This is a genomic window from Hydrogenophaga sp. GW456-12-10-14-TSB4, assembly GCF_059424305.1.
In genome coordinates this window covers 59,568-83,932 of the sequence record NZ_JBWKZH010000019.1, presented here as the reverse complement: position 1 = coordinate 83,932, position 24,365 = coordinate 59,568, and the positions used below count along the sequence as shown (strand labels likewise).

Annotated in this window: 30 protein-coding genes; 10 read left to right on the top strand and 20 right to left on the bottom strand. The window is 69.2% G+C overall.

The window, feature by feature from the left end:
- The first annotated feature begins 55 nt into the window (after positions 1-55).
- From fliE to AC07ZS_RS11840, 8 genes are read left to right on the top strand one after another with little or no spacing between them, the layout of a single operon-like run.
- Complete coding sequence (gene fliE, locus AC07ZS_RS11875) at positions 56-367, top strand: flagellar hook-basal body complex protein FliE (RefSeq protein WP_494798805.1); 312 nt, start codon at positions 56-58, stop codon at positions 365-367.
- A 5-nt stretch (positions 368-372) separates the two neighbouring features.
- Entirely contained in the window at positions 373-1,254 is an 882-nt protein-coding gene (locus AC07ZS_RS11870; protein WP_494798804.1) for a FliM/FliN family flagellar motor switch protein, read from the top strand.
- Positions 1,255-1,260: 6 nt separating this feature from the next.
- Complete coding sequence (locus AC07ZS_RS11865; protein ID WP_494798803.1) at positions 1,261-1,641, top strand: FliM/FliN family flagellar motor switch protein; 381 nt, start codon at positions 1,261-1,263, stop codon at positions 1,639-1,641.
- Positions 1,641-2,432 carry a flagellar type III secretion system pore protein FliP gene (gene fliP / locus AC07ZS_RS11860; protein WP_494798806.1) on the top strand — a complete coding sequence of 264 codons (792 nt, stop codon included), beginning with the start codon at positions 1,641-1,643 and terminating at the stop codon, positions 2,430-2,432. The genes AC07ZS_RS11865 and fliP overlap by 1 nt, the downstream gene beginning before the upstream one ends.
- Positions 2,429-2,698, top strand: a complete 270-nt coding sequence (gene fliQ / locus AC07ZS_RS11855; protein WP_494798802.1) for a flagellar biosynthesis protein FliQ — start codon at positions 2,429-2,431, stop codon at positions 2,696-2,698. The genes fliP and fliQ overlap by 4 nt, the downstream gene beginning before the upstream one ends.
- 10 nt (positions 2,699-2,708) lie before the next feature.
- Positions 2,709-3,482: a flagellar biosynthetic protein FliR gene (gene fliR / locus AC07ZS_RS11850; protein ID WP_494798801.1), complete on the top strand. Its 774-nt coding sequence runs from the start codon at positions 2,709-2,711 to the stop codon at positions 3,480-3,482.
- Positions 3,483-3,485: 3 nt separating this feature from the next.
- Positions 3,486-4,610: an EscU/YscU/HrcU family type III secretion system export apparatus switch protein gene (locus tag AC07ZS_RS11845; protein ID WP_494798800.1), complete on the top strand. Its 1,125-nt coding sequence runs from the start codon at positions 3,486-3,488 to the stop codon at positions 4,608-4,610.
- A 13-nt stretch (positions 4,611-4,623) separates the two neighbouring features.
- A complete protein-coding gene (locus AC07ZS_RS11840) occupies positions 4,624-6,711 on the top strand; it encodes a flagellar biosynthesis protein FlhA (RefSeq protein WP_494798799.1) in 2,088 nt (695 codons plus the stop codon).
- A gap of 7 nt (positions 6,712-6,718) precedes the next feature.
- Here AC07ZS_RS11840 and AC07ZS_RS11835 read toward each other — a convergent pair whose 3' ends face one another.
- Positions 6,719-7,690, bottom strand: a complete 972-nt coding sequence (locus tag AC07ZS_RS11835; RefSeq protein ID WP_494798798.1) for a hypothetical protein — start codon at positions 7,688-7,690, stop codon at positions 6,719-6,721.
- A gap of 101 nt (positions 7,691-7,791) precedes the next feature.
- Complete coding sequence (locus AC07ZS_RS11830) at positions 7,792-8,676, bottom strand: flagellin N-terminal helical domain-containing protein (protein WP_494798797.1); 885 nt, start codon at positions 8,674-8,676, stop codon at positions 7,792-7,794.
- Between the two features lie 194 nt (positions 8,677-8,870).
- Here AC07ZS_RS11830 and AC07ZS_RS11825 point away from each other — a divergent pair, with 194 nt between their 5' ends.
- Complete coding sequence (locus tag AC07ZS_RS11825) at positions 8,871-9,719, top strand: class I SAM-dependent methyltransferase (RefSeq protein ID WP_494798796.1); 849 nt, start codon at positions 8,871-8,873, stop codon at positions 9,717-9,719.
- On the opposite strand, the gene AC07ZS_RS11820 is transcribed toward AC07ZS_RS11825, so the two are convergent.
- Genes AC07ZS_RS11820 through flgB form a run of 12 tightly spaced genes read right to left on the bottom strand, consistent with a single transcriptional unit; the run spans position 9,700 to position 19,520 of the window.
- Positions 9,700-10,776, bottom strand: coding sequence for a hypothetical protein (locus AC07ZS_RS11820; RefSeq protein ID WP_494798795.1), 1,077 nt, complete (start codon positions 10,774-10,776; stop codon positions 9,700-9,702). The two genes, AC07ZS_RS11825 and AC07ZS_RS11820, sit on opposite strands and share 20 nt — an antisense overlap.
- Positions 10,777-10,790: 14 nt before the next feature.
- Positions 10,791-11,702, bottom strand: coding sequence for a flagellar hook-associated protein FlgL (gene flgL / locus AC07ZS_RS11815; RefSeq protein WP_494798794.1), 912 nt, complete (start codon positions 11,700-11,702; stop codon positions 10,791-10,793).
- Positions 11,703-11,715: 13 nt separating this feature from the next.
- Positions 11,716-13,092, bottom strand: a complete 1,377-nt coding sequence (flgK, locus tag AC07ZS_RS11810) for a flagellar hook-associated protein FlgK (protein WP_494798793.1) — start codon at positions 13,090-13,092, stop codon at positions 11,716-11,718.
- Positions 13,093-13,095: 3 nt separating this feature from the next.
- On the bottom strand, positions 13,096-13,476 hold the full coding sequence (locus tag AC07ZS_RS11805) for a rod-binding protein (protein ID WP_494798792.1): 381 nt from the start codon (positions 13,474-13,476) through the stop codon (positions 13,096-13,098).
- Between the two features lie 13 nt (positions 13,477-13,489).
- A complete protein-coding gene (locus AC07ZS_RS11800) occupies positions 13,490-14,620 on the bottom strand; it encodes a flagellar basal body P-ring protein FlgI (protein WP_382157201.1) in 1,131 nt (376 codons plus the stop codon).
- Between the two features lie 10 nt (positions 14,621-14,630).
- Positions 14,631-15,290, bottom strand: a complete 660-nt coding sequence (gene flgH / locus AC07ZS_RS11795; RefSeq protein ID WP_494798791.1) for a flagellar basal body L-ring protein FlgH — start codon at positions 15,288-15,290, stop codon at positions 14,631-14,633.
- Positions 15,290-16,078, bottom strand: a complete 789-nt coding sequence (gene flgG / locus AC07ZS_RS11790; protein ID WP_494798790.1) for a flagellar basal-body rod protein FlgG — start codon at positions 16,076-16,078, stop codon at positions 15,290-15,292. Before flgG ends, flgH begins: the two co-directional genes overlap by 1 nt.
- A 40-nt stretch (positions 16,079-16,118) precedes the next feature.
- The gene (locus AC07ZS_RS11785; RefSeq protein ID WP_494798789.1) at positions 16,119-16,847 is read right to left on the bottom strand and encodes a flagellar basal body rod protein FlgF; all 729 of its coding nucleotides are present in this window, start codon (positions 16,845-16,847) and stop codon (positions 16,119-16,121) included.
- A gap of 10 nt (positions 16,848-16,857) precedes the next feature.
- Positions 16,858-18,051, bottom strand: a complete 1,194-nt coding sequence (locus tag AC07ZS_RS11780; protein ID WP_494798788.1) for a flagellar hook-basal body complex protein — start codon at positions 18,049-18,051, stop codon at positions 16,858-16,860.
- Positions 18,052-18,064: 13 nt separating this feature from the next.
- Positions 18,065-18,733 (bottom strand): flagellar hook capping FlgD N-terminal domain-containing protein, encoded by a 669-nt coding sequence (locus AC07ZS_RS11775; RefSeq protein ID WP_494798787.1) that lies wholly within the window; start codon positions 18,731-18,733, stop codon positions 18,065-18,067.
- Positions 18,734-18,735: 2 nt separating this feature from the next.
- Positions 18,736-19,155: a flagellar basal body rod protein FlgC gene (flgC, locus tag AC07ZS_RS11770; protein WP_494798786.1), complete on the bottom strand. Its 420-nt coding sequence runs from the start codon at positions 19,153-19,155 to the stop codon at positions 18,736-18,738.
- A gap of 2 nt (positions 19,156-19,157) precedes the next feature.
- Positions 19,158-19,520: a flagellar basal body rod protein FlgB gene (flgB, locus tag AC07ZS_RS11765; RefSeq protein ID WP_494798785.1), complete on the bottom strand. Its 363-nt coding sequence runs from the start codon at positions 19,518-19,520 to the stop codon at positions 19,158-19,160.
- Here flgB and flgA point away from each other — a divergent pair.
- Positions 19,519-20,211 carry a flagellar basal body P-ring formation chaperone FlgA gene (flgA, locus tag AC07ZS_RS11760; protein WP_494798784.1) on the top strand — a complete coding sequence of 231 codons (693 nt, stop codon included), beginning with the start codon at positions 19,519-19,521 and terminating at the stop codon, positions 20,209-20,211. The two genes, flgB and flgA, sit on opposite strands and share 2 nt — an antisense overlap.
- Positions 20,212-20,221: 10 nt before the next feature.
- Here flgA and flgJ read toward each other — a convergent pair whose 3' ends face one another.
- From flgJ to fliA, 6 genes are read right to left on the bottom strand one after another with little or no spacing between them, the layout of a single operon-like run.
- Positions 20,222-20,947, bottom strand: a complete 726-nt coding sequence (gene flgJ, locus AC07ZS_RS11755; RefSeq protein WP_494798783.1) for a flagellar assembly peptidoglycan hydrolase FlgJ — start codon at positions 20,945-20,947, stop codon at positions 20,222-20,224.
- Complete coding sequence (flgN, locus tag AC07ZS_RS11750) at positions 20,934-21,359, bottom strand: flagellar export chaperone FlgN (protein WP_494798782.1); 426 nt, start codon at positions 21,357-21,359, stop codon at positions 20,934-20,936. The genes flgJ and flgN overlap by 14 nt, the downstream gene beginning before the upstream one ends.
- The gene (gene flgM / locus AC07ZS_RS11745) at positions 21,356-21,640 is read right to left on the bottom strand and encodes a flagellar biosynthesis anti-sigma factor FlgM (RefSeq protein ID WP_494798781.1); all 285 of its coding nucleotides are present in this window, start codon (positions 21,638-21,640) and stop codon (positions 21,356-21,358) included. Before flgM ends, flgN begins: the two co-directional genes overlap by 4 nt.
- Before the next feature lie 52 nt (positions 21,641-21,692).
- On the bottom strand, positions 21,693-22,715 hold the full coding sequence (locus AC07ZS_RS11740) for a flagellar motor protein MotB (protein ID WP_494798780.1): 1,023 nt from the start codon (positions 22,713-22,715) through the stop codon (positions 21,693-21,695).
- The gene (gene motA, locus AC07ZS_RS11735) at positions 22,702-23,622 is read right to left on the bottom strand and encodes a flagellar motor stator protein MotA (protein ID WP_494798779.1); all 921 of its coding nucleotides are present in this window, start codon (positions 23,620-23,622) and stop codon (positions 22,702-22,704) included. The genes AC07ZS_RS11740 and motA overlap by 14 nt, the downstream gene beginning before the upstream one ends.
- Before the next feature lie 22 nt (positions 23,623-23,644).
- Entirely contained in the window at positions 23,645-24,358 is a 714-nt protein-coding gene (gene fliA, locus AC07ZS_RS11730; RefSeq protein ID WP_494798778.1) for an RNA polymerase sigma factor FliA, read from the bottom strand.
- Positions 24,359-24,365: the final 7 nt, after the last annotated feature.

The following is a 24,365-nucleotide window of genomic DNA, read 5'->3' as shown; positions in this document are numbered from 1 at the left end:
CCCCTCGATACTTTCTTCACCCCAAGCCCACCGCCCCGCGCCCATGAACAGTTCCATGCTTTTGAACATCCAGAGCAGCCTCGCACAGATCAAGGCGGGCGAGTCGCAGATCGCCGCGGCGATGCCGCTCGGCGCAAACCAGGCCGACCGCTCCTTCACCGAGCACATCGGCGGCCTGATCCGTGCGGTGGACGACAAGGGCCACGAGGCCCAGGCGATGGTGAGCGCCGTGGAGACGGGCCAGAGCGACAACCTCGTGGGCGCGATGCTCAAGAGCCAGGAGGCCTCGCTCAACTTCCAGATGATGATGCAGGTGCGCAACAAGGTGGTGTCGGGCCTGGACGACCTCATCAAGCTGCCCATCTGATCCGCATGCCGGCGACCACGAAGATCATCGCGCCCGCCCGGGGCGCCCTCATGACGGTGATCGACACCTTCGAGCTGGGGCGGCCCGTGCACGTGCTGGACCGCTTCTGCGAGATCCTGCACGCCGACCTGACGGCCGCCGTGGAAAGCCTGTTCGCCACCCGCACCGGCCCGGGCTTTCAGCTCGGCCGCATCGAGCATTCGCGCCGGGTCCACCCGCACCGGCCGCTGCGCTGGTTCCTGTTCAACGCCGCCGCCGGCCGGCTGGGCTTCGCCATCGACCGCCAGGCCACCCTCGCGCTGCTGGCGCGCCGCCTGGGCATGAACAACTGGAGCCAGCTGGAGCAGGAAACCCTGCAACGCTCGGAAACCGCCACCGAGCAGCGGCTGGCCGCGCAGGTGGGCAAACAGCTCGTGCAATGCCTGTCCGCGCGCCTGCTCAGCGGGCTGCAGGAGCGCACCGCCCAGGCCGCCGCCCCCGTGCTCGACACCGAGCGCCACGGCTTCGGCAGCCCCGCCGACGCGCAGGCCCTGTTCCTGGGCTGCGATCTGCTCGACGCACAGGGCCGCCCGATGGGGCGCCTGAACTGGATGCTGGAAGACGGCGCCCTGGACGCGCTGCTGCGCGCCCTGGCACCGCCCCGGCGCAAACCCGCAAAAAAACCGGTCGATCCGGCCGCCCTGCGCCGGCAGCTGCCGATGCTGCTCGACGTGCGGCTGCTGGAAAAACCGCTGTCCCTGGGCGAGGTGATGGCGCTGCGCCCCGGCAGCGTGCTGCCGGTCGACCTCGGTCTCGCCACCGTCCGCATCCAGGACAGCCCGGTGTTCAAGGCCAGCGTGGTCGAGCACGGCGGCAAGCTCTGTCTCACCTCCCTCCAAGAAGTCTGAACCGCCATGGAAAACCTCTCCGCGACCCTCCAACCCGACGCCACGGGCGACCTCGACGAGCTGCTCTCCGCCATGGACGAGCCCGCCACTGCAGCACCAGTCGCGTTCGAGGCGCCCCCCGCGCCCCGGCTGGGCCTGGGCGGCCTCATGCGCAAGATCCCCGTCACGCTCACCCTGGAACTGGGCTCGACCCGGGTGTCCCTGGAAGACCTGGCGCACCTCACCACGGACAGCGTGGTCGAACTCGATGCGCTGGCCGGCGAGCCGCTGACCATCAAGGTCAACGGCGTGTCCATCGGCAAGGCCATCGTGGTGATCTCGGGCGAAAACTACGGTCTGAAAGTGGTCGAGATCTCCGACCTGAACCTGGACAGCCTGGCGGCATGATGTCGCGCGCCTTTCGACCCGGCGCCCTGCTCGCGGGCGCCGTCACCCTGGCCTTGCTGGCGGGGCTGGCACCGGCCGATGCGCTGGCGCAGTCGCCCGCGCCGGCAGGGGGTCAAGGGCTGCAGATCTTCAGCAGCAACACCAGCGGCGGCACCACCGACTACACGGTTCGCACGCAGATCCTGATCATCATGACGCTGCTGGGCTTGCTCCCGGCCATGATGCTCATGATGACCAGCTTCACCCGCTTCGTCATCGTGCTCTCCCTGCTGCGCCAGGCGCTGGGCCTGCAGCAGGGCCTGCCCAACCGCATCATCACCGGCATCGCGCTCATCCTGACCCTGCTGGTCATGCGACCCGTGGGCGAGCGCATCTGGACCGACGCCCTGCAACCCTACGACGAGGGCAAGATCACCCTGGCCCAGGCGCTGAACAACGCCGAAGCACCGCTCTCGCGCTTCATGCTCGCACAGACCAGCAAGCCCGCGCTCGAACAGATCGCCACGCTGGCCGGCGCACCGGCCGTCAGCGACCCGGCCTTGCACCCCTTCACCGTCAAGCTCGCGGCCTTCGTGCTCAGCGAGCTCAAGACCGCCTTCATGATCGGCTGCATGCTGTTCATCCCCTTCCTGGTCATCGACCTGGTGGTCTCGTCGGTGCTGATGGCCATGGGCATGATGATGCTGTCCCCGCTCGTGATCTCCCTGCCGCTCAAGCTGCTGCTGTTCGTGCTGGTGGACGGCTGGACGCTGACGGTCAACACGCTGGTGACGAGCGTGCGCGCGATATGACGCCCGAGATCGCCGTCGAACTGGTCGCCGAGTGCCTCAAGCTGGTGGTGGTGCTGGTGTCGCTGCTCATCGGCCCCAGCCTGCTGGTGGGCGTGGTGGTGAGCCTGTTCCAGGCCGCCACGCAGATCAACGAACAGACGCTGAGCTTCCTGCCCCGCCTCATCGTGACGCTGCTGGCCATCATCTTCATGGGGCAGTGGCTGGCGAGCAAGCTCATGGACTACTGCATCGCCATCTTCGAACGCGCCGCGCAGCTGGCGATCTGACGTGAACCCCATGGAGCCGGTCTTCGGTCAACTGCTGGCCACGCTGCTGGCGATGTGGTGGCCCTTCGTGCGGTTGCTGGCCATGCTCTCGTTCATGCCGGTGGTGGGCGAGAACATGGTGCCGGTCACCGTGCGCGTGCTGCTGGCGCTGGCGCTGGCGGTGGTGCTGCTGCCGGTGGCGCAGCCCCCGGTGCCGATCACGCCCTTCTCGATGCTCGGCATCCTCACCACCATCGAGCAGGTGGTGATCGGCCTGGTCATCGGCCTGTCGTTCCAGCTCATCATGGCGGTCTTCACCCTGCTCGGCTTCATGGCCTCGTCGCAGATGGGCCTGTCCATGGCGGTCATGAACGACCCCATGAGCGGCGTGTCCTCCGACGTGGTCTCCACCCTGCTCTACATCATGAGCATCCTGGTGTTCTTCGCCGTCGAAGGCCACCTGGTCTTCAACGGCGTGATGGGGTCGAGCTTCAAATCCTGGCCGGTGGGCGGCGGCATCCCGCAGGTGGCGCTGGAGACGCTGCCGCTGCAGGTGGCCTGGATCTTCTCCGCCGCCCTGCTGCTGGCCCTGCCCGTGATCTTCTCGGCGCTGGTGGTGCAGATCGGCTTCGGTTTTCTCAACCGCATCGCCCCTGCGTTCAACCTGTTCTCGCTGGGCTTCTCGCTGATCATCGTGTTCGGCCTGTTCATGCTCTCCGGCCTGGTGCGCTACATCCCCGAGCAGTACGTGCGCCTCACCACGCGCGTGCTGGGCATGCTCGAGCAGATGATGGCGGCGAGGTAGCCCATGGCCGAGCAGGACACCGGCGAAAAGACCGAAGACGCCAGCGCGCAGAAACTGCGCAAGGCGCGCGAAAAGGGCCAGGTCGCCCGCTCCAAGGACGTGGCCACCGCCGTGGGCCTGGTCTGCAGCCTGCAGCTCATCGTCATCCTGGCGCCCTCGTACCTCGAGGACTTCCGGCACCTGTTCGGCCTGGGCTTCGTGGTGCTCGATGGCGAGGCCGCGCTGGACAACCTGTGGTCCAACGCCTTCAAGCCGGCGATCCTGCTGGTGGGCAAGATGGTGCTGCCGCTGGCCCTGATCCCGATCATCGTCATCGCGTTCACGCTGTTCCCCGGCGGCTGGGTGCTCAGCACCGACCTGTTCATGCCCAAGCTGGAGCGCCTGAACCCGCTGAGCTACTTCAGCCGACTCACCAAGCCCAAGCACCTGATCGACTGGGCCACCACCGCCGCCAAGGCGATCTGCCTGGGCGCCGTGCTCTGGCACACCGCGAGCTCCACGCGCCCGGCCTTCCTGCGGCTGCAGGGCCTGCCGCTGAACGAGGCGCTGGCGCAGGCCATGGGCCTGGCGATCACCGGCATCTTCACCCTGTGCACCGTGTTCGTGGTGTTCGCGCTGATCGACCTGCCGCTGCAGCGCTTCGTCTTCCTGCGCGAACAGCGCATGAGCAAGCGCGACCTGAAGGAAGAGCACAAGACCAGCGAAGGCCGGCCCGAGGTGCGCCAGCGCATCCGCCAGCTGCAGCAGCAGATCGCCAAGCGCAGCGTGCGCAAGATCGTGCCCACCGCCGACGTGGTGATCGTCAACCCCACGCACTACGCGGTGGCCCTCAAGTACGACACGCAGAAAGCCGAAGCGCCCTACGTCATTGCCAAGGGCGTGGACGAGCTCGCGCTCTACATCCGTGCCCTGGCCACCGAACACCAAGTGGAGGTGCTGGAGCTGCCGCCGCTGGCGCGCGCCATCTACAACACCAGCCAGGTCAAGCAGCAGATCCCCGCCGCGCTGTACCAGGCGGTGGCGCTCGTGCTGCGCTACGTCCTGCAGCTGCGCGCCTACCGCGAGGGCGGCCGCAAGGCGCAGCCCGCGCTGCCCGCCGACCTCCACGTTCCCGCCCACCTGACCTGACACCAAGCCCGCCATGAACGTCCTCAAGTCACTCTGGTCCGACCTGCAGCGCATGCGCTACGCCGCGCCGCTCTTCCTGCTGGCCATGCTGACGATGGTGATCCTGCCGCTGCCGCCGCTGCTGCTGGACGTGCTGTTCACCTTCAACATCGTCCTCTCGCTGATCGTGATCCTGGTGGCGGTCAACAGCCGCCGGCCGCTGGACTTCTCCATCTTCCCCACCGTCATCCTGGGCGCCACGCTGCTGCGCCTGATGCTCAACGTGGCCTCGACGCGGGTGGTGCTGCTCAACGGCCACGAAGGCACGGACGCCGCAGGCCAGGTGGTCGAGGCCTTCGGCCACGTGGTGATCGGCGGCAACTTCGTGGTCGGCCTGGTGGTGTTCGTGATCCTGATGATCATCAACTTCCTGGTGGTCACCAAGGGCGCCGAGCGCATCTCGGAGGTGTCGGCGCGCTTCACGCTCGACGCCCTGCCCGGCAAGCAGATGGCGATCGACGCCGACCTCAACGCCGGCCTCATCAACCAGGAAGGGGCCCAGACGCGCCGCAAGGAAGTGGCCGGCGAAGCCGACTTCTACGGCGCCATGGACGGCGCCTCCAAGTTCGTCAAGGGCGACGCCATCGCCGGCATCCTGATCCTGCTGATCAACCTCATCGGCGGCGTGCTCATCGGCAGCTTCATGCACGACCTCTCGCTGGGCGAGTCGTTCAAGCTGTACGCGCTGCTGACCATCGGCGACGGCCTGGTCGCGCAGATCCCGGCGCTGCTGCTCTCCGCCGCCGCGGCCATCATCGTCACCCGCGCCAGCGAGTCGGGCGACATCGAGAAGCAGATCACCGGCCAGCTGCTGGCTTCGCCGGGCGTGCTGTACGGGGCGGCCGGCCTGATGGCCCTGCTGGGCGCCATCCCGGGCATGCCCACCTTGATCTTCTTTGCCTTCGCCGGCGTGCTCGGCTACGTGGCATGGCGCATGGGATCGCGCGTGGTGGAGGCCCCGCCGGACCCGGCCGTCCAGGTGCAGGCGGCCCTGCTGACCGAAAGCCAGCCCGAGATCGACTGGAAAAGCCTGCCGGTGGTGGAGCCGCTGTCGGTGTCGGTGGGCTACCGGCTGGTGGGCCTGATCGACCCCGGGCAAGGGGCGGTGCTTGCCAAACGGCTCAAGGGCGTGCGCCAGACCCTCAGCGAGGGCATGGGCGTGGTGCTGCCGCCCATCGGCGCGCGCGACGACCTCGGCCTCAAGCCCAACTTCTACTCGGTGCTCATGCACGGCACGGTGCTGGCGCAGGCCGAGGTGTTCGCCGACCGGCTCATGGCCATTCCGGGACCCCAGGTGTACGGCGACATCGACGGCATCCCGGGCGCCGACCCCTCGTTCCGCATGCCGGTGATCTGGATCGAGCCGGCGCAGAAAGCGCACGCCCTGGGCATGGGCTACCAGGTGGTGGACGTGCCCACCGTGATCGCCACGCACGTGACCAAGCTGATGCGCGAGAACCTCGGCGAGCTGTTCCAGCACGACGACGTCCAAGCGCTGATGGAGCGCCTGGGCGCGCTCGCCCCCAAGCTGTCGGCGGCGCTGGACAAGGCTTTCACCCACAGCATGCTGCTCAAGGTGTTTCGCACCCTGCTGGCCGAGAACGTGTCGCTCAAGGACATCGTGCCCGTGGCCACGACCCTGCTGGAGAACGTGGAGCAGACCAAGGACCCTCTGCTGCTGGCCGCCGAGGTGCGCTGCACGCTGCGCCGCCAGATCGTCGGCGCCCTGTGCGGCCAGACCGGCGAGATCAAGGCCTTCAACATGGGCGGTGAGCTGGAAAACCTGCTGCTCGGCGCGCTCAACCAGGCGCGCAGCGCCGGCAAGGTGGCGCTGGACAACTTCCCCATCGACCCCAACCTGCTCAACCAGCTGCAGTCCCACATGCCGATCGCGCGCGAGCAGATGAAACAGATGGCGGCCACGCCGCTGCTGCTGGTGATGCCGCAGGTGCGGCCCCTGCTGGCGCGCTACGCCCGGCTGTTCGCGCCCGGCCTGCACGTGCTGTCCTACAACGAGGTGCCCGAGCAGCGGGAAGTGGCCATCGTCGGCTCGCTCGGCTGAGCGGCCCTCAGTCGCTCGCGTCCGGCGGCACCGGCCAGTGCCGGGTCACGCCGCTCACCACCTCGGCCACGGCCTGCAGCAGCAGCGCCGATGAGGGGCCCGGCCGGTAGCCCAGGCCCCCCGCCGGCAGGGGGGCCAGCGGCGTGCCCAGTTGCACCTTCACCAGCGGCGCGCCCAGGCGGCCCAGGGCCGCGGCCAGCTCGGGCATGAGCTCGCGCAGCAGCGGCAACACCTGCGGCTGGCGCGGCATCAGCGCCATGGCCAGGCCGCCGCGCACGCACAGCAGCTGCACGGTGATGGGGCCACCGCCCTGCGGCAGGGACAGGGCCACCTCGATGCCCTGCGCCTCGTCGGGCGCCCGTGGCGGGCGGCGGCGCTCCCACAGCGAGCGGGCGGCCACGCGCAGCGCCACGTTCATGCCGCCCCAGGCGTAGAGGTGAAAGCTCCATTGGCCGGGTTCGGCCTGCTCCTGAGGCGCCGGTGCGGCGGTGTTCGTGTGAGGGCCGGGCAGCGCGAGCGGCTGGCGCTCCAGCAGCGCCAGGCCCTGCAGGCCCAGGTCCATGTGGCGCGAGGTGAGGATCACGCGCCAGGCGGCGGCCAGCTCGACCGGGGATGGCAGCTTCCACTGGTGGATCCGCAAGGCCGCCTGGTCCAGGCGCATCGCCGGCAGCTCGTCGGGCGACACGGCCGCACCCGGCGTGCCGGGCCGGGGCGCGACGAACTCCAGTTCGAGCGAAGGCTCGGTCGCCAGCACGCGCATCCACACCATGTCGCCCACCGACAGGCCCTGCGCCCAGGCACCGGGCGCGGGCAGGCGCAGGTGGGTGCCGCGATCGCGCCGCAGCGTCACGCCATGCTCGTCGCGCCCCTCGTAGCGCAGCGCGATGTGCTCGCCCACGGCCGGCCGCGGCGCGCCGTCCCGGGCGGGCTGGCGCTGCTGCGGTGCGAGGCTCGCGGCGGTGACGCGATCGATGTTCATGGAGGTCTCCGTTCACCCCTTCGGAATGAAAAAAAGCCAGCCGGTGACCCGGCTGGCTTTGTCGTCTCGGGCCGCCGTGGAAGGCGGCCGAAGTCGCCGGATTACTGCATGAGCGACATGACCAGCTGGGACATGCTCGACGATTGCTTGAGCATCGAGGTGCTGGCCTGCAGCAGCATCTGGTTCTTGGTCATGTTGGCCGTTTCAGCGGCGTAGTCCACGTCCATGATGCGGCCCTTGGAGGCGTCGGTCTGGGTGCGCTGGTTGCCCAGGTTGTTGTAGACGCTTTCCAGGCGGTTGGACGAAGCACCCAGCTGGGCGCGCACGGCACCGATGGCGTCCAGCACGTCGGCCAGATCGTCGATGGCGGTGTTGGCGTCGGCGGCCGCAGCGATTTCGCTGCCGGGGGTGCCAGCGGTCACGCCAGCGGTGTACGAAGCCACCACGGCGTCGAGGTCGGTGCCCAGGTCGGCCAGGGCATCGGTCACGTCCACCTCCATCGTTTCGGCGGTCGTCGCGCCGATCTGGAAGGTCACGGCGCCGGCGCCGAGCTTGCCGGCCGTGCCATCCTTGTTGAACAGGGCTTCACCGGCGAACGAACTGTTCGTCATGATGTTGCCGAGCTCTTCACCGAGCTGGTCGAATTCGGCCTGCAGGGCGTCGCGGTCTTCCTGGGTGGCGGAACCGTTGGCGGCTTCCGTGGCCAGGTCCTTCATGCGGGTGACGATGTTCGTCATTTCCTTGAACGCACCTTCGGCGGTCTGCATCATCGAGATGCCGTTCTGCGTGTTGCGCATCGCCACGGCCATGCCGCGCGACTGGGCGTCCATGCGGGTGGCGATCTGCAGGCCGGCGGCATCGTCCATCGCGGAGTTGATGCGGAAGCCCGTGCCCAGGCGGGACATGGAGGTCGTCAGGGTCTTCTGCGTGGCGCCGAGGGCGTTCTGGGTGCTCAGCGAAGCGTAGTTGGTGTGCAGGCTCAACATGGTGGGTACTCCTTGATCGGTTGGGACGCCGGGTATCGACGACCTCACCGATACAGAGCGACTTGCTGGAGCGGGTCCTTAAATGCGGCAGCAGAAATTTTTTGAATCGACCCGCCTGCACCAGGAAAGCTGGCTGGGCGGCGTTGACGGGGCTGCGGCCAAAGCGCACCATCCAGCTTTCCATGGGAGGTCTCATGGCCGATACCCACACCGTCTTCGCGGGCTCGATCCCGAAGTTCTACGACAGCCTGATGGTCCCCATGATCTTCGCGGCCTACGCGGAGCACATGGCGGAACGGGTGGCGGCCTTCTCTCCGGGGACGGTGCTGGAAACCGCCGCCGGCACCGGCGTGGTCACCCGGGCGCTGGCGCCCAGGCTCGGTGCCCAGGCGCGCTACGTGGTGACCGACCTCAACCAGCCCATGCTCGACCACGCCGCCGCGCGGCAAGGCGCCGATGCCCGCATCGAATGGCAACAGGCGGACGCGCTCCACCTGCCGTTCACCGCAGGCTCGTTCGACGTCGTCTGCTGCCAGTTCGGCGTGATGTTCTTCCCCGATCGGGTCGCCGGCTACGCCGAGGCCCGCCGCGTGCTCAGGCCCGGTGGGCACTGGGTCTTCAGTGTCTGGGACCGCATCGAGAACAACGCCTTTGCCGACGAGGTCACCAACGCCGTCGCCACCGTGTTCCCGGACGACCCGCCGCGCTTCCCCGCCCTCATCCCGCACGGCTACCACGACGTCACCCGGATCCGCGACGAGCTGGTCCAGGCGGGGTTCACCGACATCCGGATCGAAACGCGCGAAGAAGTGAGCCACGCCGCCTCGGCGCGCGACGCCGCCACCGCCTACTGCCAGGGGACGCCGCTGCGCAACGAAATCGAGGCGCGCGATGCCGGTCTGCTGCAGTTCGCCACGGACCGCGCGACCGAGGCCATCGCCAGCCGCCATGGCGACGGCCCGGTGGCCGGCAAGATCCAGGCCCACGTGGTGGTGGCGACGAGCGCCGGCGCGCCGACCCGCGTCAGCCCAGCAGCGCCATGACCCGTGCGCGGTTCACGCCCGCCAGGGCCGGCGCCACGTCGGCATAGGTCTCGAAACGCATCGACTGCGTGCGCGCCAGGAAAGCCTGGGCCGATCGCTCCACCACTTCGATCGGGATCTCCGCCGACGCGGCACTGGCTTCGGCCGAGGCCAATGCCAGCGTGCCGGCCACCTGGGCCTGCGTGAAGCCCACGCGGTCCAGCGCATGGATCACGCGCTGCAATGCGGTGCGGATTTCGTGGGCCTCTGCCGGCGCCTGCTCGTACAGCGCCGAAGGCAAGGCCGGCGCCTCGGTCTGGGTGCGCACGCGCTGGGCCACGCCGTCGGCAAACCGATGCCCTTCTCCCTTGATGGTGATGCGGTCCTGCACCTTGTCCCAGGTGGCTTCCGATGCGCTGAACAGCGGCTCGCCCTGCGCATCGGTGTGCACGCGCACCTCGGCCGTGGCCAACGCGTGGTCGAGCCGGCGCACGTTGCTGTGCGCGCCCTGCTCGGGGTCGATGGTGACGGTCAGCGGGCCGGCCAGGTTGGACGGCAGGCCGATGCTGAGCACCTCGCGCGCGCCCTGCGACAGCGCGGCGGCATCGATGCCCCGGATGCGAAAGATCTGGCGCGCCGCGCCATGGCCCTGGTACTGCAGCTGCGCGTCGATGGCGGCGCCGGTGGCCGCGGCGCGCTGGCGCCAGAGGGTCTTCAGGCCTTGCCGCGCCGACGCGAGCTCGGGCTCGCGCTGGTGGGCCGTGGCGGGGTCGGCGAGCTGGTCGCTGTAGCCCGACTTGAGCGTGTGCAGATCGGCAGACAGGCGCCCGAGGTAGGCCTTCGACAGCTGGGCCGCAGCCACCTGCCCGTGCCGCTCACCGTCCCAGGGACTGAAGGCGGAGGCCGCTTGGACCGACGCGCCCGCCGGGCCGCGCAAGGGGTGGGCGCTGGTCGCGGCGGGCACCGGCGCGACCGGGGCCGCCGCGCCTGCCGCGGAGCGCCCGGCGGTGAGCGCGGCGCCGGCCGAGCGCTCGGGCGTTGCGCTGGATCGAAGGGCCGGGAGCGTGTTGACCTGCATGCGCGGACGCCCCGTCAGAGCACGTTGAACAGCGAGAGCGCCGACACCTTGGCGTAGGCTTTCTGGGTGGCCTGCAGCGCGGTGGTGTAGCCGGTGAGGTGCACCGCGGCTTCGGCGTAGTCGAGCTTGCCGAGCGCAAGCACCGCGTGGTCGTTGGACAGGCTCACATTGGCCAGCGAGTTGTCCTGCGAGTCCAGCGTGGTGAGCGCGCCGCCGATGCGGGCGATGCGCGAGTTCACGCTGTTGAAGGTGGTGTCGAGCAGGTCCGTGGTGGCCTTGAGGCGGGCGCGCACGGCGGGGTCGTTGACGGTGACGCCCGGCGTCTGGAAGTCCTGGATGGTGAGGTCGAGCTGGTTCAGGAAGGCGGCCATCTCGTCCAGCGGCACGTTCGCCGCCTGGGTAACGCCGTTGCCCACCACCACCTGCTGCAGGTCGGTGTTGCCGGTGAAGCTGTAGCGCGCGCCGGGTGCGGCGGCCGGGTCGAGCGTGATGGTGGCCGTGTTCGAGGCCGTGCCCGAGAACAGGAAGCGGCCTTCCTGGTCGCGCGTGTTGGCGGTGGCGAAGATGCTGTCGCGCAGCGAGATGAGCTGCGTGGCCATGGCCCGCACGTCTTCCGAGGTGTTGGTGCCGTCGGCGGCCCAGATCTGCAGGTCGCGCATCTGCAGCATGTCGTTGCTCATGCTGTCGAGCAGCACCTCGCTGTGCCGCAGCCGCCCGCCCAGGGCGCCGATGTTGTCGCGGTACTGGTCCAGCGCGGCCTGCTCGCGCGCCAGGCGGCCCAGCCGCACGCTGGCGATGGGGTCGTCCGAGGGCACCAGCAGGCGCTCGCCGGTGGCCATCTGCTGCATGAGTTGCTCGACCTTGAACGACGCCATCTGCAGCGAGGTGTTCATGGTGGTGTGGTACTGGGTGCTGGCGATGCGCATCTCTTGGTCTCCTTCAGCCGAACATGGCCAGCGTGGTGTCGAACAATTCGTTGGAGACCGCCAGCACCTTCATGTTGGCCTGGTACATCTGCTGGTACTGCACGATGTTGATCGCCTCTTCGTCCGTGTTCACGCCGCTGGTGGACTTCCAGCTTTCCTCGGCCTGGTTGCGCACCGTCTTGGCGGTGTCGTGCGCCGCGCGCGCCTGCTGGTTCTGGGTGCCCAGGCGCCCGACGATCTGGGTGTAGACATCGCCCAGGCGCACCGTGCCCAGCGAGGGCATGGTCAACGGCTGGTCGCGCAGGCCGATGAGGGCCTGCAGGTTGTCGCTGTTGCCCGGCTTGGTCGGGTCCGAGGAGAACGCCAGGTTTTCACCCAGCAGGCCGTCGACCACCTTGAGCAGGCCGGTGGAGGCGGCGTCGAACTGGAACAGGTCCGTGCCCGGCGTGCCATCCATGGCGAAGCCGACGGCCATCTGGGTGTTCACCCGGGTGGCGATTTCTTCGGCCAGCGCGGCCACGTCGTCGATCACCGGCTTGAGCACCGTGCGCTCGAACTCGTCCAGCCCGCCGAGCTGGCCGCCGAGGTTGCCGTTGGTGACGGTGAAGGACTCGCTGGCGAAAGCCAGCTTCAGGGTCTGGGAGCCGTCCGGGTTGTTGACGGTGGAGAGCGTGGCGGCCAGCGAACCGGCGACCAGCGGCACGCCGCTGCGCAGGGACACGCTGGCGCTGCCGTCGGCCTGCTCGACCACCTGCAGGCCCACCAGGTTGGACAGCGCGTCGATCTTGAGGTCGCGCGCGTCCATCAGGCTGGAGGGGTTGATGCCGGTGGCGCGCGTGGCCGCGATCTTCTCGTTGAGGTCGGCGATCTCCGCGCTCAGCGAATTCACCTGCGCCACCGTGGCGGTGCGTTGCTGCGCGACCGAAGCACGCTGGTTGTTCAGCACCTGGTTCAGGTTGCCGAAGCGCTGCGCCAGCGCCTCAGCCGAGGTGATCACCTGCTGGCGCAGCGGCGCGGACGTGGGGTCCACGCTGGCGGCGTTGAGGGCGTTGAAGAACACGTCGAGGCCGCTGTTGAGGCTGGAGCCGTCGTCGCCCATCACCTGCTCCAGCTGCCGCATGTAGGGCTGCGAGGTGTTGTAGCGGCCCAGCTCGGAATTCGACTGCCACATCTGCATGTTCTTGTAGCCGTCGCTGAAGCGCAGCAGCGCGGGCACCGAAACCCCGCCGCCGGTGGCGGCCACGCCGCCCTTGAACGGACCGACCGCCGCGAACAGCGCGCCCTGGCGGGTGAAGCCCGGGGTCATCACGTTGGCGATGTTGTGGCTGGCGGCGGCCAGCGCGGTCTGCGCGGCCAGGGCGCCGGAGAGCGCGGTGTAGTGGATGGTCATGGGTCAGGGTTCCAGCGGGGTGGCGGCCCCGCGCACGGTCGGGGTCTTCTCGTGGAAAGCGACCGCCGCGGGCGTTTGCTTAAGCACGGCGGGCGCAGGCAGCAGCTGGCGCAGGATCACGTCGGCGATGCCGAAGGCGCGCTGGCGGGCCAGGGAGTCGGCCACCTGGTTGTCGGCCATGTCCAGCATGTCCTGGTTGATCTTGTTGTTGAACGGGCTGTCCTCGCTCGCCAGGGCCTGCGTGGAGCGGCGCATGGCCTTGAGGTTCTGCGCGATGAAAAAGGCCTCGAATTTTTCCGCGGCATCGACCGCCTTGGCGCGCAGCACCGGGTCGATGTCGGAGGTCGCGGCAGTGCCGGGGGTCGAAGGTCCGATGGCTTGCATGGGCGGGCGTCCTTCAGATGACGACGAGCTCGCCGTCGATGGCACCGGCCTGGTCCAGCGCCTGCAGGATGGCCATGATGTCGTCGGGCGAAGCGCCGGTGCTGTTGATGGTGTCGATGATGCCCTTGAGGCTGGTGCCCGGCGGCCAGCTGAACATGCGGCCGCTGCCCTGCTCCACCGCCACGCTGGACTGCGGCACCACCTTGGTCTCTCCACGGCCGAAGGGCGCGGGCTGGCTCACCAGCGGTTGCTCGCCGATCACCACCTTGAGCGAGCCGTGCGACACCGCCGCCGGCCGCACGCGCACGCCGTCGGCGATCACCACGGTGCCGGTGCGCGAGTTGAAGACCACCTTCGGCGTTTCCGTGCCCACCGCCACCGGCAGCGCCTGCAGCATGGCCACGAAGGCCACGCGCTGGGTCGGGTTCGCGGGCGCGACCACGTCCACGCTGGTGGCGTTGCGCGTGGTGGCGAGCGTGCCGAACTTGCGGTTGATGGCCTCGACGATGTTGGTGGCGGTCTGGAAGTGCGGGCGCTTCAGACTCAGCGTGACGGTCTCGCGGGTGTCGAAATCGCTCTCGATCTCGCGCTCGACCGTGGCGCCGTTGGGCACGCGGCCGGCGGTCGGGGTGTTCACGGTGACGCTGGACCCGCTGGCGCCCTGCGCCGAGAGGCCGCCCACCACCACATTGCCCTGGGCCAGCGCGTAGACCTCGCCGTCGGCGCCGCGCAGGGGCGAGAGCAGCAGCACGCCGCCGCGCAGGCTCTTGGCATCGCCCATCGAGGACACGGTCACGTCGATGCTCTGGCCCTTGCGGTAACCCGGTGGGAAGACCGCGCTGACCATCACCGTGGCCACGTTGCGCGCCTTGGTGTTGCTGCGCTCGGGCAGCTTGACCCCGAACTGCTTGAGCATGTTCTCGACCGTCTGGCCCGAGAAGCGGATCTGGCTGCTGTCGCCGGACCCTTGCAGGCCCACCACCAGGCCGTAGCCGATCAGCTGGTTCTCGCGCATGCCTTCAACGTCGACCAGGCTGTGCAGCGGCCGGGCCGGCGCACCTGGCGTCTGTGCCTGCACCGGCAAAGCGAAAGCCAGCAGGGCGGCGCCCAGGGCCAGGGCGGCGCGGATCGGGGCGAGGTTCATGGCGGGCATCTCAGAAAGGCATCCAGGGGCTGGTGAAGAAGCGGGTGAGCCAGCCCGGGCTGTTGGCATCGGCCAGGGTGCCGGTGCCGGAATAGGCGATGCGCGCGTTCGCGATGCGCTGGGACGACACGCGGTTGGTGGCGTCGATGTCCTCGGAGCGCACGAAGCCGCTCAGGCGGATGAACTCTTCGCCCTGGTTGAGCCACAGGCTTTTCTCGCCCGAGACGCGCAGCAGGCCGTTGGCCATGACCTCGTGAACCACCACGGTGATCGCGCCTTCCAGCGCGTTCTGCTGCGTGCTGCTGGAGCCGCCCGAGAACTCGCGGTCGGCCGAGAGGCCGATGCTGGTGTCAAGCACCTTGCCGGCGATGCTCAGGGGTTGCGCGCTCATGCTGCTGCGCTTGTCCAGGCTGGTGCCCGAGCGTTTGCTGGCCTGCGTGGTCTCAGCCAGGATGACCGTGAGCACATCGCCGGAGCGGAAGGCGCGGCTGTCGTTGGTGAGCACCCAGGCGGAACTCGGGTTGAACAGCCCGCCCGACTGGCCCTTGCGCACCGGCGGCTGCACCGGCGGCAGGGGCGCGTCGGCCAGCGGCGGCGCCACGGGTGGCACGATGGCACAGCCACCGAGCACGGTGGCCGCCGCCAGGCTGAGCACGGCCAGCGCACGCATCAGCGCACCGCCTGGGCCAGGTTCTGCAGCATGCCGTCGGCGGCGGACAGCACCTTGGTGTTCATCTCGTAGGTGCGCTGGGCCGAGATCATCTCCACCATTTCCTCGACCACCTGCACGTTGGAGCCTTCCAGCGCGCCCTGCTTGAGCTTGCCGAACGCCTCTTCGCCGGGCACGCCCTCGTTGGGCACGCCGCTGGCGGCGGTTTCCTGGAACAGGTTGTCGCCCAGCGCCACCAGGCCGGCGGGGTTCACGAAGCCCGCGAGCGTGATCTGGCCGAGTTCGGTCAGTTCGGTCTCACCCGCGATCTTGGCGCTGACCACGCCGTTTTCACCGATGGCGATGGACAGCGCGTTGGCGGGCACGGTGATGTCCGGCACGATGGGGTAGCCCTGCGCGGTCACGAGCCGGCCTTCCGGGCTGGTCTGCAACTGGCCGGCGCGCGTGTAGGCGGTGTCGCCGTTGGCCAGCTCCACCTGCAGGAAACCCTGGCCGACGATGGCCACGTCCAGCTGCTGGCCGGTGGTCTGCAGGCTGCCGGTGGTGAAGACCTTCTGCGTGCCGACCACGCGCGTGCCGTTGCCCAGCTGCACGCCGGTGGGGGTGTTGGTGTTCTCGTCGCGGGCGGTGCCGGGCTGGCGCTCGACCTGGTAGAACAGATCCTCGAACATCACGCGGTCGCGCTTGAAGCCCACGGTGTTGACGTTGGCGAGGTTGTTGGCGATGGCCTGCAGCTTGGCGTCCTGCGCCTGCACGCCGGTCTTGCTGACCCACATGGCGGGATTCATGGTGTGTTTCCTGGTTGATTGAACGGAAGGTGCGGCCGGCTCAGCCGCGCACCAGTCGGTTGCCCGCTTCGGACAGGCGTTCGGCCGAGCCGAACAGCTTCATCTGCACCTCGAAATCGCGGCTCAGGGTCATGGTGGCCACCATCTCCTCGACGGCCGACACGTTGCTGCCCTCCAGGTGGCCCGAGCGCATCGTCACGGTGTCGTCGGCCGGCAGGGGCTGGCCGTCGCGGGCCACGATCAGGCCGGCTTCGTTCTTCGTGACTTCGCCGCCCAGCGGGCGCACGGTCTTGATGCGGTCCACCGGCTGCAGGTCTTCCTGGCCCGGCGGCTGGATCGAGACCGTGCCGTCCCCCGCGATGTCCACGCGCGTGAACGCCGGCAACACGATGGGGCCGCCGTCGCCGACGACCGGGCGACCGTTCACCGTCAGCGTGCCGTCGGCATCGACGGTGAACTGGCCCGAGCGGGTGTAGGCTTCCTGCGCGCCGCGGTATTGCACGGCGTAGTAGCCCTCGCCGGTGATCGCCACGTCCAGGTCGCGGCCGGTGGACTTGAGCACGCCGTGGCGCGCGCTCACGCCGTCGGCGTTGAGCTGGCTCATGTGGCGGTCGTCGTAGCCGTAGCCCGGGGTCGCCATCGCGGTGCTGAAAGCCACATCGGCCCGGAAGCCGGGCGTGTCGGCGTTGGCCAGGTTGTTGGCGCGCACCTGCTGCTCGCGCAGCGTGCGCTCCGCACCGCTCATGGCCGTGTAGATCAGGGCATCCATGGCGCGAGACTCAGACGGCCTGCATCAGGGCCTGGGTCATGGCCTGCTGCGTCGAGAACACCTTGGTGTTGGCCTGGTAGTTGCGCTGCGCGGTCATCAGGCCGACCAGCTCACCGGTGAGGTCCACGTTGGACTGCTCCAGCGAGCCCGGGCTGATCGTGCCGGCCTGGCCCGCGCCGGGCACGTCGTACAGGGGATCGCCGCTGGCGTTGGACACGGCCCAGCTGGTGTCGCTCACCGGCACCAGGCCGTCTTCGTTGGGGAAGTTGGCCAGGGCGATGGTGCCCACGCGCTGCTTCAGGCCGTTGCTGTACTGGGCCAGCACCGAGCCGTCCTTGTCGAGCGCCACACCCACGAAGGAGCCCGAGGCGTAGCCGTTGCTGGCGTTGACGGTGGTGGTGGCCTGGCCCGCGAACTGGGTCGTGCCGTTGTAGTTCACGGCCAGCGCGATCGGCGCAACCGTGGCCGGCACCGGCAGGTTCTTGGTCACCGGTGCGGCCGGGGTCAGCAGCTGGCCGGCGGTGCTGAACTGCAGCACGGTCTGCGAGCCGGCGGGCAGGGCCGCGCCGTCGAAGGTGTAGTGCACGGTGATTTCGTTCGGGTTGGTCCGCACGAAGTACTGCGTCACGGTGTGCTTGGTGCCTTGCGAGTCGTAGACCACCGAGACCATGGAGCCGTTGTACGACTGCGGGTCGGCCGCGGAGAACGGTGCCACGGCCGGGTTGGGCCAGTCGGCCGAGAGGTTGCCCACGTAGTCGAGCGTGCTGCTGGCCTGGGCCGGCAGCTGGCCCTTCTCGATCTGCATGTCGCCCAGGGCGCCGAGCGCGGTGCTGCCCGGGATGGCGGCGTAGCCCTGCACGCGGCGGCCGAAGCTGTCGGTGACGTAGCCGTCCTTGTCCGCGCCGAAGATGCCCACGCGGGTGAACAGGGTCTCGCCGTTGGTGTCCTTGGTGACGAAGAAGCCCTTGCCCTGGATCGCCGCGTCCATGCTGCGACCGGTGTTGAGCGCGCCGCCGCTGGTGCCGATGGTCTGCGACATCGAGCCCACTTCCACGCCGATGGGCTGGCCGTCGGCGTACATCGAGGCGAAGTTGGCGCGGCTGGACTTGAAGCCGTAGGTGCCGGCGTTGGCGATGTTGTTGCTGATCGCTTCCAGCTGGGTGTTGATGGCGTTGACGCCGCCGAGGGCAATGTTGAAGCTCATGGAATGTCCTTAATCAACTGTGGGTGGTCTTCGGGCGGCCGAAAAATCCGGTGATGGCATGGGAAGGCACGTCCCCCAGGTGGGCCACCTGCAGCAGCACGCCGCCGGTGGGCGAGAGCTTCACGCTGGTGAGCTCGCTCTGGATCTCCACATCCGGGGACACGCCCTCGCCGCCGTCGACGGCGATGTCGTAGGTGCCACCCGGCAGGCCCAGCGCCTGAGGGTCCACTGAAAAATACACGGTGCCGGCGCTCTGGGCACCCAGCTCTACGCGGTGTTTCTGCCCATCTGGCGCGGTGAGCACCACCGCGAGGTTGGAATTCGCGGCGCCGAGCTCGAAACTGCCCGACACCTTCTCCGTGCCCAGGATCACCGAGTCGGTGACCACGGACACCTGGTTGCCCACCTGGGCCCCCAGCGAGAGCACCTGCAGGCTCTCCAGCATGGAGGCGCTGTTGCGGGTCTGCGTCACCACGTTCTGCATCGCCTCGGTCTGGCTCAGCTGCGTGAGCTGGTTGACGAACTCGGCCGGATCGCTGGGCTCCAGCGGGTTCTGGTTGCGCACCTGCGCCACCAGCAGCTTGAGGAACATGTCCTTGGTGCCGGCGTCCGCGTTCGCGACCACCGGCGTTTCGGCGGCGGTCTGCGCCGTCTTGTTCGTGAGATCGGTGATGGCTTCCATGATCAGGACTCTCCCAGCCGCAGCACGGCCATCTGCATCTGGCGGGTGCGGGACAGCACCTCGACGCTGGTTTCAAAGGCGCGCGAGGCCGACATCATGTCGGTCATCTCGGCCACGGGGTTCACGTTGGGCAAATAGATGTCGCCGTTCTCGTTGGCCAGCGGGTGGTCGGGCTGGTGCATGCGGCGCAGCGGCTCGTCGCTCTGGATCACGTCGAGCACCTGCACGCTGGCGCCGGGTGTGGCGCCGCTGCCGTCGTTGTCGTAAATGGTGGCGAACACCGGCTTGCGCGCGCGGTAGGTGTCGCCCTCGACGCCCGAGGCGGCTTGCGCGTTGGCCAGGTTGCTGGCGATGGTGTTGAGGCGCACGGTCTGGGCCGACATGGCCGAGCCTGCGATCCGGCTGATGCTTTCGAACGACATGCTTACTGCCCCGCGATGGCCTGCGCGAGGCCCTTGAATTTCATCTGGACGAAGGTCAGGCTGGTCTGAAAACCGACCGCGTTCTGCGCGAAGGCCGCCTGCTCGACGCCCAATTCCACGGTGTTACCATCCGCCGAAGGGTGGTGCGGCACGCGGTACATCAGCTCGCCGCCATCCCCCGTTTCAAGCCCCTCCCCGCCTTCGCTCATCACCCGTTCCAGGCTGGCGGCGAAGTCGATGTCGCGGGCCTGGTAGCCCGGCGTGTTCACGTTGGCGAGGTTGGAGGCCAGCACCTTGGTCCGCTCCGCCCGCAATTGCAGTGCGTCGGCGTGTACCGCGACCACTTGCCCGATATCGATACCCATGCGCAGTCCTTTCTGTTTGAAGTTGCTTGTCTGTTGGAGCGCCCTGCCCGCCCTCGCGGTGGCGGCACCGGTGCTGCCGCAGGTCGAGCAGGCGGTGCGCGCGCACTGGCTCGACCACGCCGAGACCCTGGGCTGGAAAGCCCCCGAAGTGAGCGTGAAGCTCGGCGGCCGCGCGCCCGCGAATCTGACGTGCGCCAGCCCGGTCGCGGTGGACCTGGGCGACGCGCGCCACCCGACCCGCCTGCCGCTCAAGGTGAGCTGCCCGGACAACCCGGGCTGGACGCACGAGTTCGTGGCGCGCGTGGCGCTCGAGGCCGAGGTGCTGGTCAGCGCGGGGCCGATCGCCGCTGGCAAGGCGCTCTCGGCGGACGATGTGCGGCCCGAACGGCGCGATGTGACGCAGATGGCCGACGCCGTCGGCCTCGCGGAGAACGCGGTGGGGCAGTCGAGCCGGCGCGCGCTGCGCGAAGGCCAGGTGCTGCAGGCGCGCCTGCTGAACAAGGCCGTGCTGGTCAAGCGCGGTTCGGCCGTGCGCATCGTCGCGCGCCACGGCGGCGTGTCGGTCGAGAACGCGGGCGAGAGCCTGCAGGCCGGCTCGCTCGGTGAGCTCGTGCGGGTGCGCAACACCGCCTCGGGCAAGACCCTGAGCGCGCGCGTCGTCGACGAAGGCGTGGTCGAGCCGGTCGAGTAAAGCCCGCGCGTCATCGACCGGCCCCCTGGATCTGGCGCGCCACCTGCTCGAGCTTGCCGGCGTAGGCCGGGTCGGTGGCGTAGCCGCCCGCCGCCAGGCCCTGGGCGAAGGCCCGCGCGTCCTGGCCGGCGTTGATCGCGTGGCGGTAGCGCGGGTTGTCGCGCAGCAGGCGCGCGTAGTCCTGGAAGGCCTCGCCCGGATCGGCGTAGCGGCGGAAACGCTCGGTGGTCTTGTGGGCCTCGCCGTCGCTGAACTCGGTCGTGAGCGCGTCGGCGGTGCCGCCCTTCCAGCTGCCGGTGGCCTTGATGCCGAACAGGTTGTGGGTGTCGCTGCCGTCGGCCGCGCGCAAGGGTTGCCGGCCCCAGCCCGATTCGAGCGCCGCGTGTGCCGCCACGAGCTCGGGCGCCACGCCCAGCGCGCGGCCGGCGTCTTCGGCCCAGGGGGCGATGCGGTTGAGAAAGGCGGCGCGTTCGGCTTCAGGCACACCGGTGCCGGCAGCGGCAGGCGCCTCGGCCGCCGCCGACGATGCCATGCGAAGGCGCAGCGACGCGGCCTCGGGCGTGAGCCCGCCGGGCAGGCCGGCGCCCGAGCCCTGGGCGATGAAGCGGCGCACCTCGCCGTCCACCGAGCGCATGAGCGCGCTGAAGCCGCCCGCGCCCGCGCGCGGCAGCGGCGCCATGCCCTCCACCCCCAGGGTGGCGGCGCCGGTGGCGAAGCGCGCGTCAGGCAGGCGCATAGGTGTGCACCTCGTCGTTGAGCACGCGCTGCATGATTTCGTACTGGCTCATCAGCAGGTCGCAGTTGCGGGCGTTGAGCCGCTGGCACTCGGCCACCATGGCCTGCAGGTCGGTGTACCACTGCGCCACCGTCGCGCGCACGCCCTTGGGCAGCGCGGCCTGCACCATCTCGTAGGCCGCATCGCCCTGGGTGCCGCTGATCTGCCGTGCCAGCGCGAGCCGCTCATGGCCGCGCCGGGTGATGCGGTCGGTCAGCGCCGAGATGGATTCGCAGGCCGCGGCCACGCGCACCGGGTCGTGGTGCAGCGCGGCGTCGAACTGCGCCTGCAGCAGATCGCGCATGGCCTGGAAGTCCGCCTGGTCCTCGCGCACCAGCTCCAGAAAACTCACGCACTCGCGGCGCACGCTCACGGCCGGCTCCCGTGGTAGCGCGTGATGAGGTTGGCGAGCTTGCCGGCGTCGAACCGGATCTCGCCGCGCGCCAGCGCTTCGCGGATCTCGGCGACGCGGGCGGTGTCCACATCGGACAGGCCGCGCAGCGCGTCCATGGCGGGCTGCATGACGCCGGAGGCCAGGGCGGCGGGTGTGGTCGCCGCCGACGGGGCGCCGGCGCTGGCGGCCTCGGTGCGCGGCGCGTCGACGGCCCGCGCTGCGGCGATGGACTCTGCGCCTGGGTTGCCGGAAATTCTCATGCGATCTCCTCGCGTTCGTCGGGTTTGCATTCGCCTGCGGCCTGGAGGGCGTTCATGGGGTGACGGGGGATGGGTCGGCGGGGCGGCCCAGCACGGGCTGCAGGCCGGGGATGCCCTGGCTGGCCTTGAGCAGGGTCGCCCGCAGCGCGGCGAGCACGTCCATGCTGGGCATCTCGGTCTGCACACCGGGCACCAGCGGGTGTTCTTCCGTGGGGGCGCCGAACATCGCGGCGATGGCCCCGCTCTGGCCTTCGGTGAGCACGAGCAGCTCGATGCGCCGGTTCACGCTGGCGTGGGCATCCGCGGCCTCGAAGGGCGCGCGATCGGCCATGCCCACCACCTGCAGCACATTGCGAGCGGGCATGCCGCCGTCCATCAAATGGGCGCGGGCGGCGGCGGCACGGTCGCTGGAGAGGGTCCAGTTGGACGCGGTGTGGGGGCCCGCGCCGGCAAAGGGTTTGGCGTCGGTGTGGCCGACGATGAGCATGCTGTTCTCGATCTTCGCGAACAGCGGGCCCATGCGCCGCAGCATGTCCTTGAATTTGGTGCCCGGCGTCGCGCTGCCGAGCTGGAACATGCCTTCGCGGTCGGTGTCGTGCAGCATGATGCGCAGCCCGTAGGGCGTGACGATGGTCTGCAGGTTGGCCCGCAGACCCGCTTCCTCGCTCATCAGCTTGAGCAGTTCGGCCAGGTCCTGGAGCTGCGCGGGCGACTCGTAGCGCACGCGCTGGCCGGGTTCGCGCGGCTGCACCTCGCCCACCTGCTCGCCCGCCATCGGGCCGCCGCCCGACCCTCTGGCCGGCATGGGGAAGCGCTCGATCAGGCTGCCGCGCGGTCCGCCCACGGTTTCGACGCGCGGGCCGCGCCCTTCGTTGACCACGTGCCCGCCGCTGGCGGTCATCAGACCGCTGAGCTCCTCCTTGTCGCGTGCCGCGAGCACCCACAGCACCATGAAGAGGCACATGAGCGCCAGCACGAAATCGGCGAAGGCCACCTTCCAGGCCCCGCCGTGCGCCTCATCGTCGTGGCGCCGCGAGGCGCGCTTGACGATGGTCTCGTGGTCAGGCTTGGACACGGCGATCCCCCGCTCGGCGGTTGAACTCTTGCTTGGGCTCCTCTTCGCGGCCCTCCAGCGCATTGATCCAGGACTCCAGCTTGGAGAAGCTGGGCTTGATGTTCAGCTGCACCAGGCGGCGCCCGGCGTCGATGGCCAGCAGCGCGACCTTGCCAGACACGTGGGTGACCAGCACCACCTTCACGGCCTCCATGTGGGACATCTCTTCTTTCACCAGCTGCTTCATCATGTTGCTGATCGGGTCGAGCACCGCGTAGCACATGAAAATGCCGATGAAGGTGCCGACCATGGCCGCCGCCACCTTGGCGGCGATCTCACCCGCGGAGGCGCCGGCGGCCACCGAGTTCATCGCCATCACGATGCCCAGCACGGCGGCCAGGATGCCGAAACCCGGCATGGCCTCGCCAATCTTGTGCAGCGACTTGGCCGGCTGGTTCAGCTCCTCGTGGATGGCCTCGAGCTCCTGCTCCAGCACGCCCTCCAGCTCGTGGGCGTTGATCTTGCCGATGGCCATCAGGCGGAAGTTGTCGACGATGAAGTGCAGCAGCTTGGGTTCGTCCAGCACCAGCGGGTACTTCAGGAAGATCGCGCTCTTGTGCGGCTCCTCCACGTGGGCGTCCAGGGCCTTGATGCCGCCGGCCGCGGTCTGCAGCAGCTCGTACATCAGCAGCAGCAGCTGGCGCTGGAACTCCTCGCCTTCCTTGCGCGAGCCGACCAGCTTGCGCAGCTGGATGCCCATCTCGCTGAGCACGTGCCGGGGGTTGCCGACGATGATCGCGCCCAGGCCGGCGCCGCCGATGATCAGCAGCTCCACCGGCTCCCAGACCACCGCCAGGTCCCCGCCGCCCAGCAGAAAGCCGCCGAAGACGGTGAGAAGAATGACGAGGGCGCCGACGAAGAGTTGCATGGCTGTGGCTTTGAAGATTCGGTCAGTCGGTCTGCAGGACGGTTTTCATCTTCTGCAGGGCGGCCTTGTTGATCTGGCAGATGCGGGCTTCGGTCAGGCCCAGCACCGCCGCGATCTCCTTGAGGCTCAGTTCGTATTCGTAGTAGAGCTGAATGACGCGCTGTTCACGCTCGCTCAACGTGCCCAAAGCCTGCTGTAGGCTTCGTTTGAGCACCAATTCCGCCTCCGGCGAGCGCTGCGAAGAGGCCTCGTTGGACAGCGTGTCGAACAGGTCGTCGAAGCTGGCCAGGGTTTCGGCGTTGCTGTCCTGCTGGTAGGCCAGGTAGGCCTCGGGGCTGATGTCGAGCTCGGCCAGCACCTCGGCTTCGGTCGGCTCGCGCCCCAGGCGCTTGGTGAGTGCGCGCACCTCCGCCTTGAGGCGAAAGCTCTCCTGGCGGACCGAGCGGGGCCGCCAGTCCTGCCGGCGCAGCTCGTCCAGGATGGCGCCGCGCACCCGCAAGCCGGCGAACGCCGGGAAGCGCTCGTCGGGCTCGCCGTAGCGGCGCAGGGCTTCGAGCAGACCCATGAGGCCGATCTGCATCATGTCGTCGCGGTCCATCGCGCCACCGACCTGCGAGCTGAGCTGGCGCACGGTGCGCCGCACCAGCGGCGTGAACGCCAGCAGGTGCCGCTGCTCGTCCGCCGCGCCGAGCTCGGCCGCGGCCACGCTGGCCATTTCGGTGTAACCGCCGTACATGCCGTCG

Excerpts from the sequence above, each read along its gene's own strand:
- flgL (WP_494798794.1), bottom strand. The coding sequence starts at position 11,702 with ATGCGCATCGCCAGCACCCAGTACCACACCACCATGAACACCTCGCTG.
- flgC (WP_494798786.1), bottom strand. The coding sequence starts at position 19,155 with ATGTCGTTCGAAAGCATCAGCCGGATCGCAGGCTCGGCCATGTCGGCC.
- AC07ZS_RS11775 (WP_494798787.1), bottom strand. The coding sequence starts at position 18,733 with ATGGAAGCCATCACCGATCTCACGAACAAGACGGCGCAGACCGCCGCC.
- AC07ZS_RS11845 (WP_494798800.1), top strand. The coding sequence starts at position 3,486 with ATGGCCGAGCAGGACACCGGCGAAAAGACCGAAGACGCCAGCGCGCAG.
- AC07ZS_RS11835 (WP_494798798.1), bottom strand. The coding sequence starts at position 7,690 with ATGAACATCGATCGCGTCACCGCCGCGAGCCTCGCACCGCAGCAGCGC.
- fliP (WP_494798806.1), top strand. The coding sequence starts at position 1,641 with ATGTCGCGCGCCTTTCGACCCGGCGCCCTGCTCGCGGGCGCCGTCACC.
- flgM (WP_494798781.1), bottom strand. The coding sequence starts at position 21,640 with ATGAGAATTTCCGGCAACCCAGGCGCAGAGTCCATCGCCGCAGCGCGG.
- fliE (WP_494798805.1), top strand. The coding sequence starts at position 56 with ATGCTTTTGAACATCCAGAGCAGCCTCGCACAGATCAAGGCGGGCGAG.
- flgB (WP_494798785.1), bottom strand. The coding sequence starts at position 19,520 with ATGGGTATCGATATCGGGCAAGTGGTCGCGGTACACGCCGACGCACTG.
- flgH (WP_494798791.1), bottom strand. The coding sequence starts at position 15,290 with ATGCGTGCGCTGGCCGTGCTCAGCCTGGCGGCGGCCACCGTGCTCGGT.
- fliA (WP_494798778.1), bottom strand. The coding sequence starts at position 24,358 with ATGTACGGCGGTTACACCGAAATGGCCAGCGTGGCCGCGGCCGAGCTC.
- AC07ZS_RS11820 (WP_494798795.1), bottom strand. The coding sequence starts at position 10,776 with ATGCAGGTCAACACGCTCCCGGCCCTTCGATCCAGCGCAACGCCCGAG.
- AC07ZS_RS11865 (WP_494798803.1), top strand. The coding sequence starts at position 1,261 with ATGGAAAACCTCTCCGCGACCCTCCAACCCGACGCCACGGGCGACCTC.
- flgK (WP_494798793.1), bottom strand. The coding sequence starts at position 13,092 with ATGACCATCCACTACACCGCGCTCTCCGGCGCCCTGGCCGCGCAGACC.
- flgJ (WP_494798783.1), bottom strand. The coding sequence starts at position 20,947 with ATGCGCCTGCCTGACGCGCGCTTCGCCACCGGCGCCGCCACCCTGGGG.
- AC07ZS_RS11780 (WP_494798788.1), bottom strand. The coding sequence starts at position 18,051 with ATGAGCTTCAACATTGCCCTCGGCGGCGTCAACGCCATCAACACCCAG.
- AC07ZS_RS11830 (WP_494798797.1), bottom strand. The coding sequence starts at position 8,676 with ATGTTGAGCCTGCACACCAACTACGCTTCGCTGAGCACCCAGAACGCC.
- AC07ZS_RS11840 (WP_494798799.1), top strand. The coding sequence starts at position 4,624 with ATGAACGTCCTCAAGTCACTCTGGTCCGACCTGCAGCGCATGCGCTAC.
- AC07ZS_RS11800 (WP_382157201.1), bottom strand. The coding sequence starts at position 14,620 with ATGAACCTCGCCCCGATCCGCGCCGCCCTGGCCCTGGGCGCCGCCCTG.
- fliQ (WP_494798802.1), top strand. The coding sequence starts at position 2,429 with ATGACGCCCGAGATCGCCGTCGAACTGGTCGCCGAGTGCCTCAAGCTG.
- AC07ZS_RS11805 (WP_494798792.1), bottom strand. The coding sequence starts at position 13,476 with ATGCAAGCCATCGGACCTTCGACCCCCGGCACTGCCGCGACCTCCGAC.
- AC07ZS_RS11870 (WP_494798804.1), top strand. The coding sequence starts at position 373 with ATGCCGGCGACCACGAAGATCATCGCGCCCGCCCGGGGCGCCCTCATG.
- flgG (WP_494798790.1), bottom strand. The coding sequence starts at position 16,078 with ATGAATCCCGCCATGTGGGTCAGCAAGACCGGCGTGCAGGCGCAGGAC.
- AC07ZS_RS11825 (WP_494798796.1), top strand. The coding sequence starts at position 8,871 with ATGGCCGATACCCACACCGTCTTCGCGGGCTCGATCCCGAAGTTCTAC.
- flgA (WP_494798784.1), top strand. The coding sequence starts at position 19,519 with ATGCGCAGTCCTTTCTGTTTGAAGTTGCTTGTCTGTTGGAGCGCCCTG.
- fliR (WP_494798801.1), top strand. The coding sequence starts at position 2,709 with ATGGAGCCGGTCTTCGGTCAACTGCTGGCCACGCTGCTGGCGATGTGG.
- motA (WP_494798779.1), bottom strand. The coding sequence starts at position 23,622 with ATGCAACTCTTCGTCGGCGCCCTCGTCATTCTTCTCACCGTCTTCGGC.
- AC07ZS_RS11785 (WP_494798789.1), bottom strand. The coding sequence starts at position 16,847 with ATGGATGCCCTGATCTACACGGCCATGAGCGGTGCGGAGCGCACGCTG.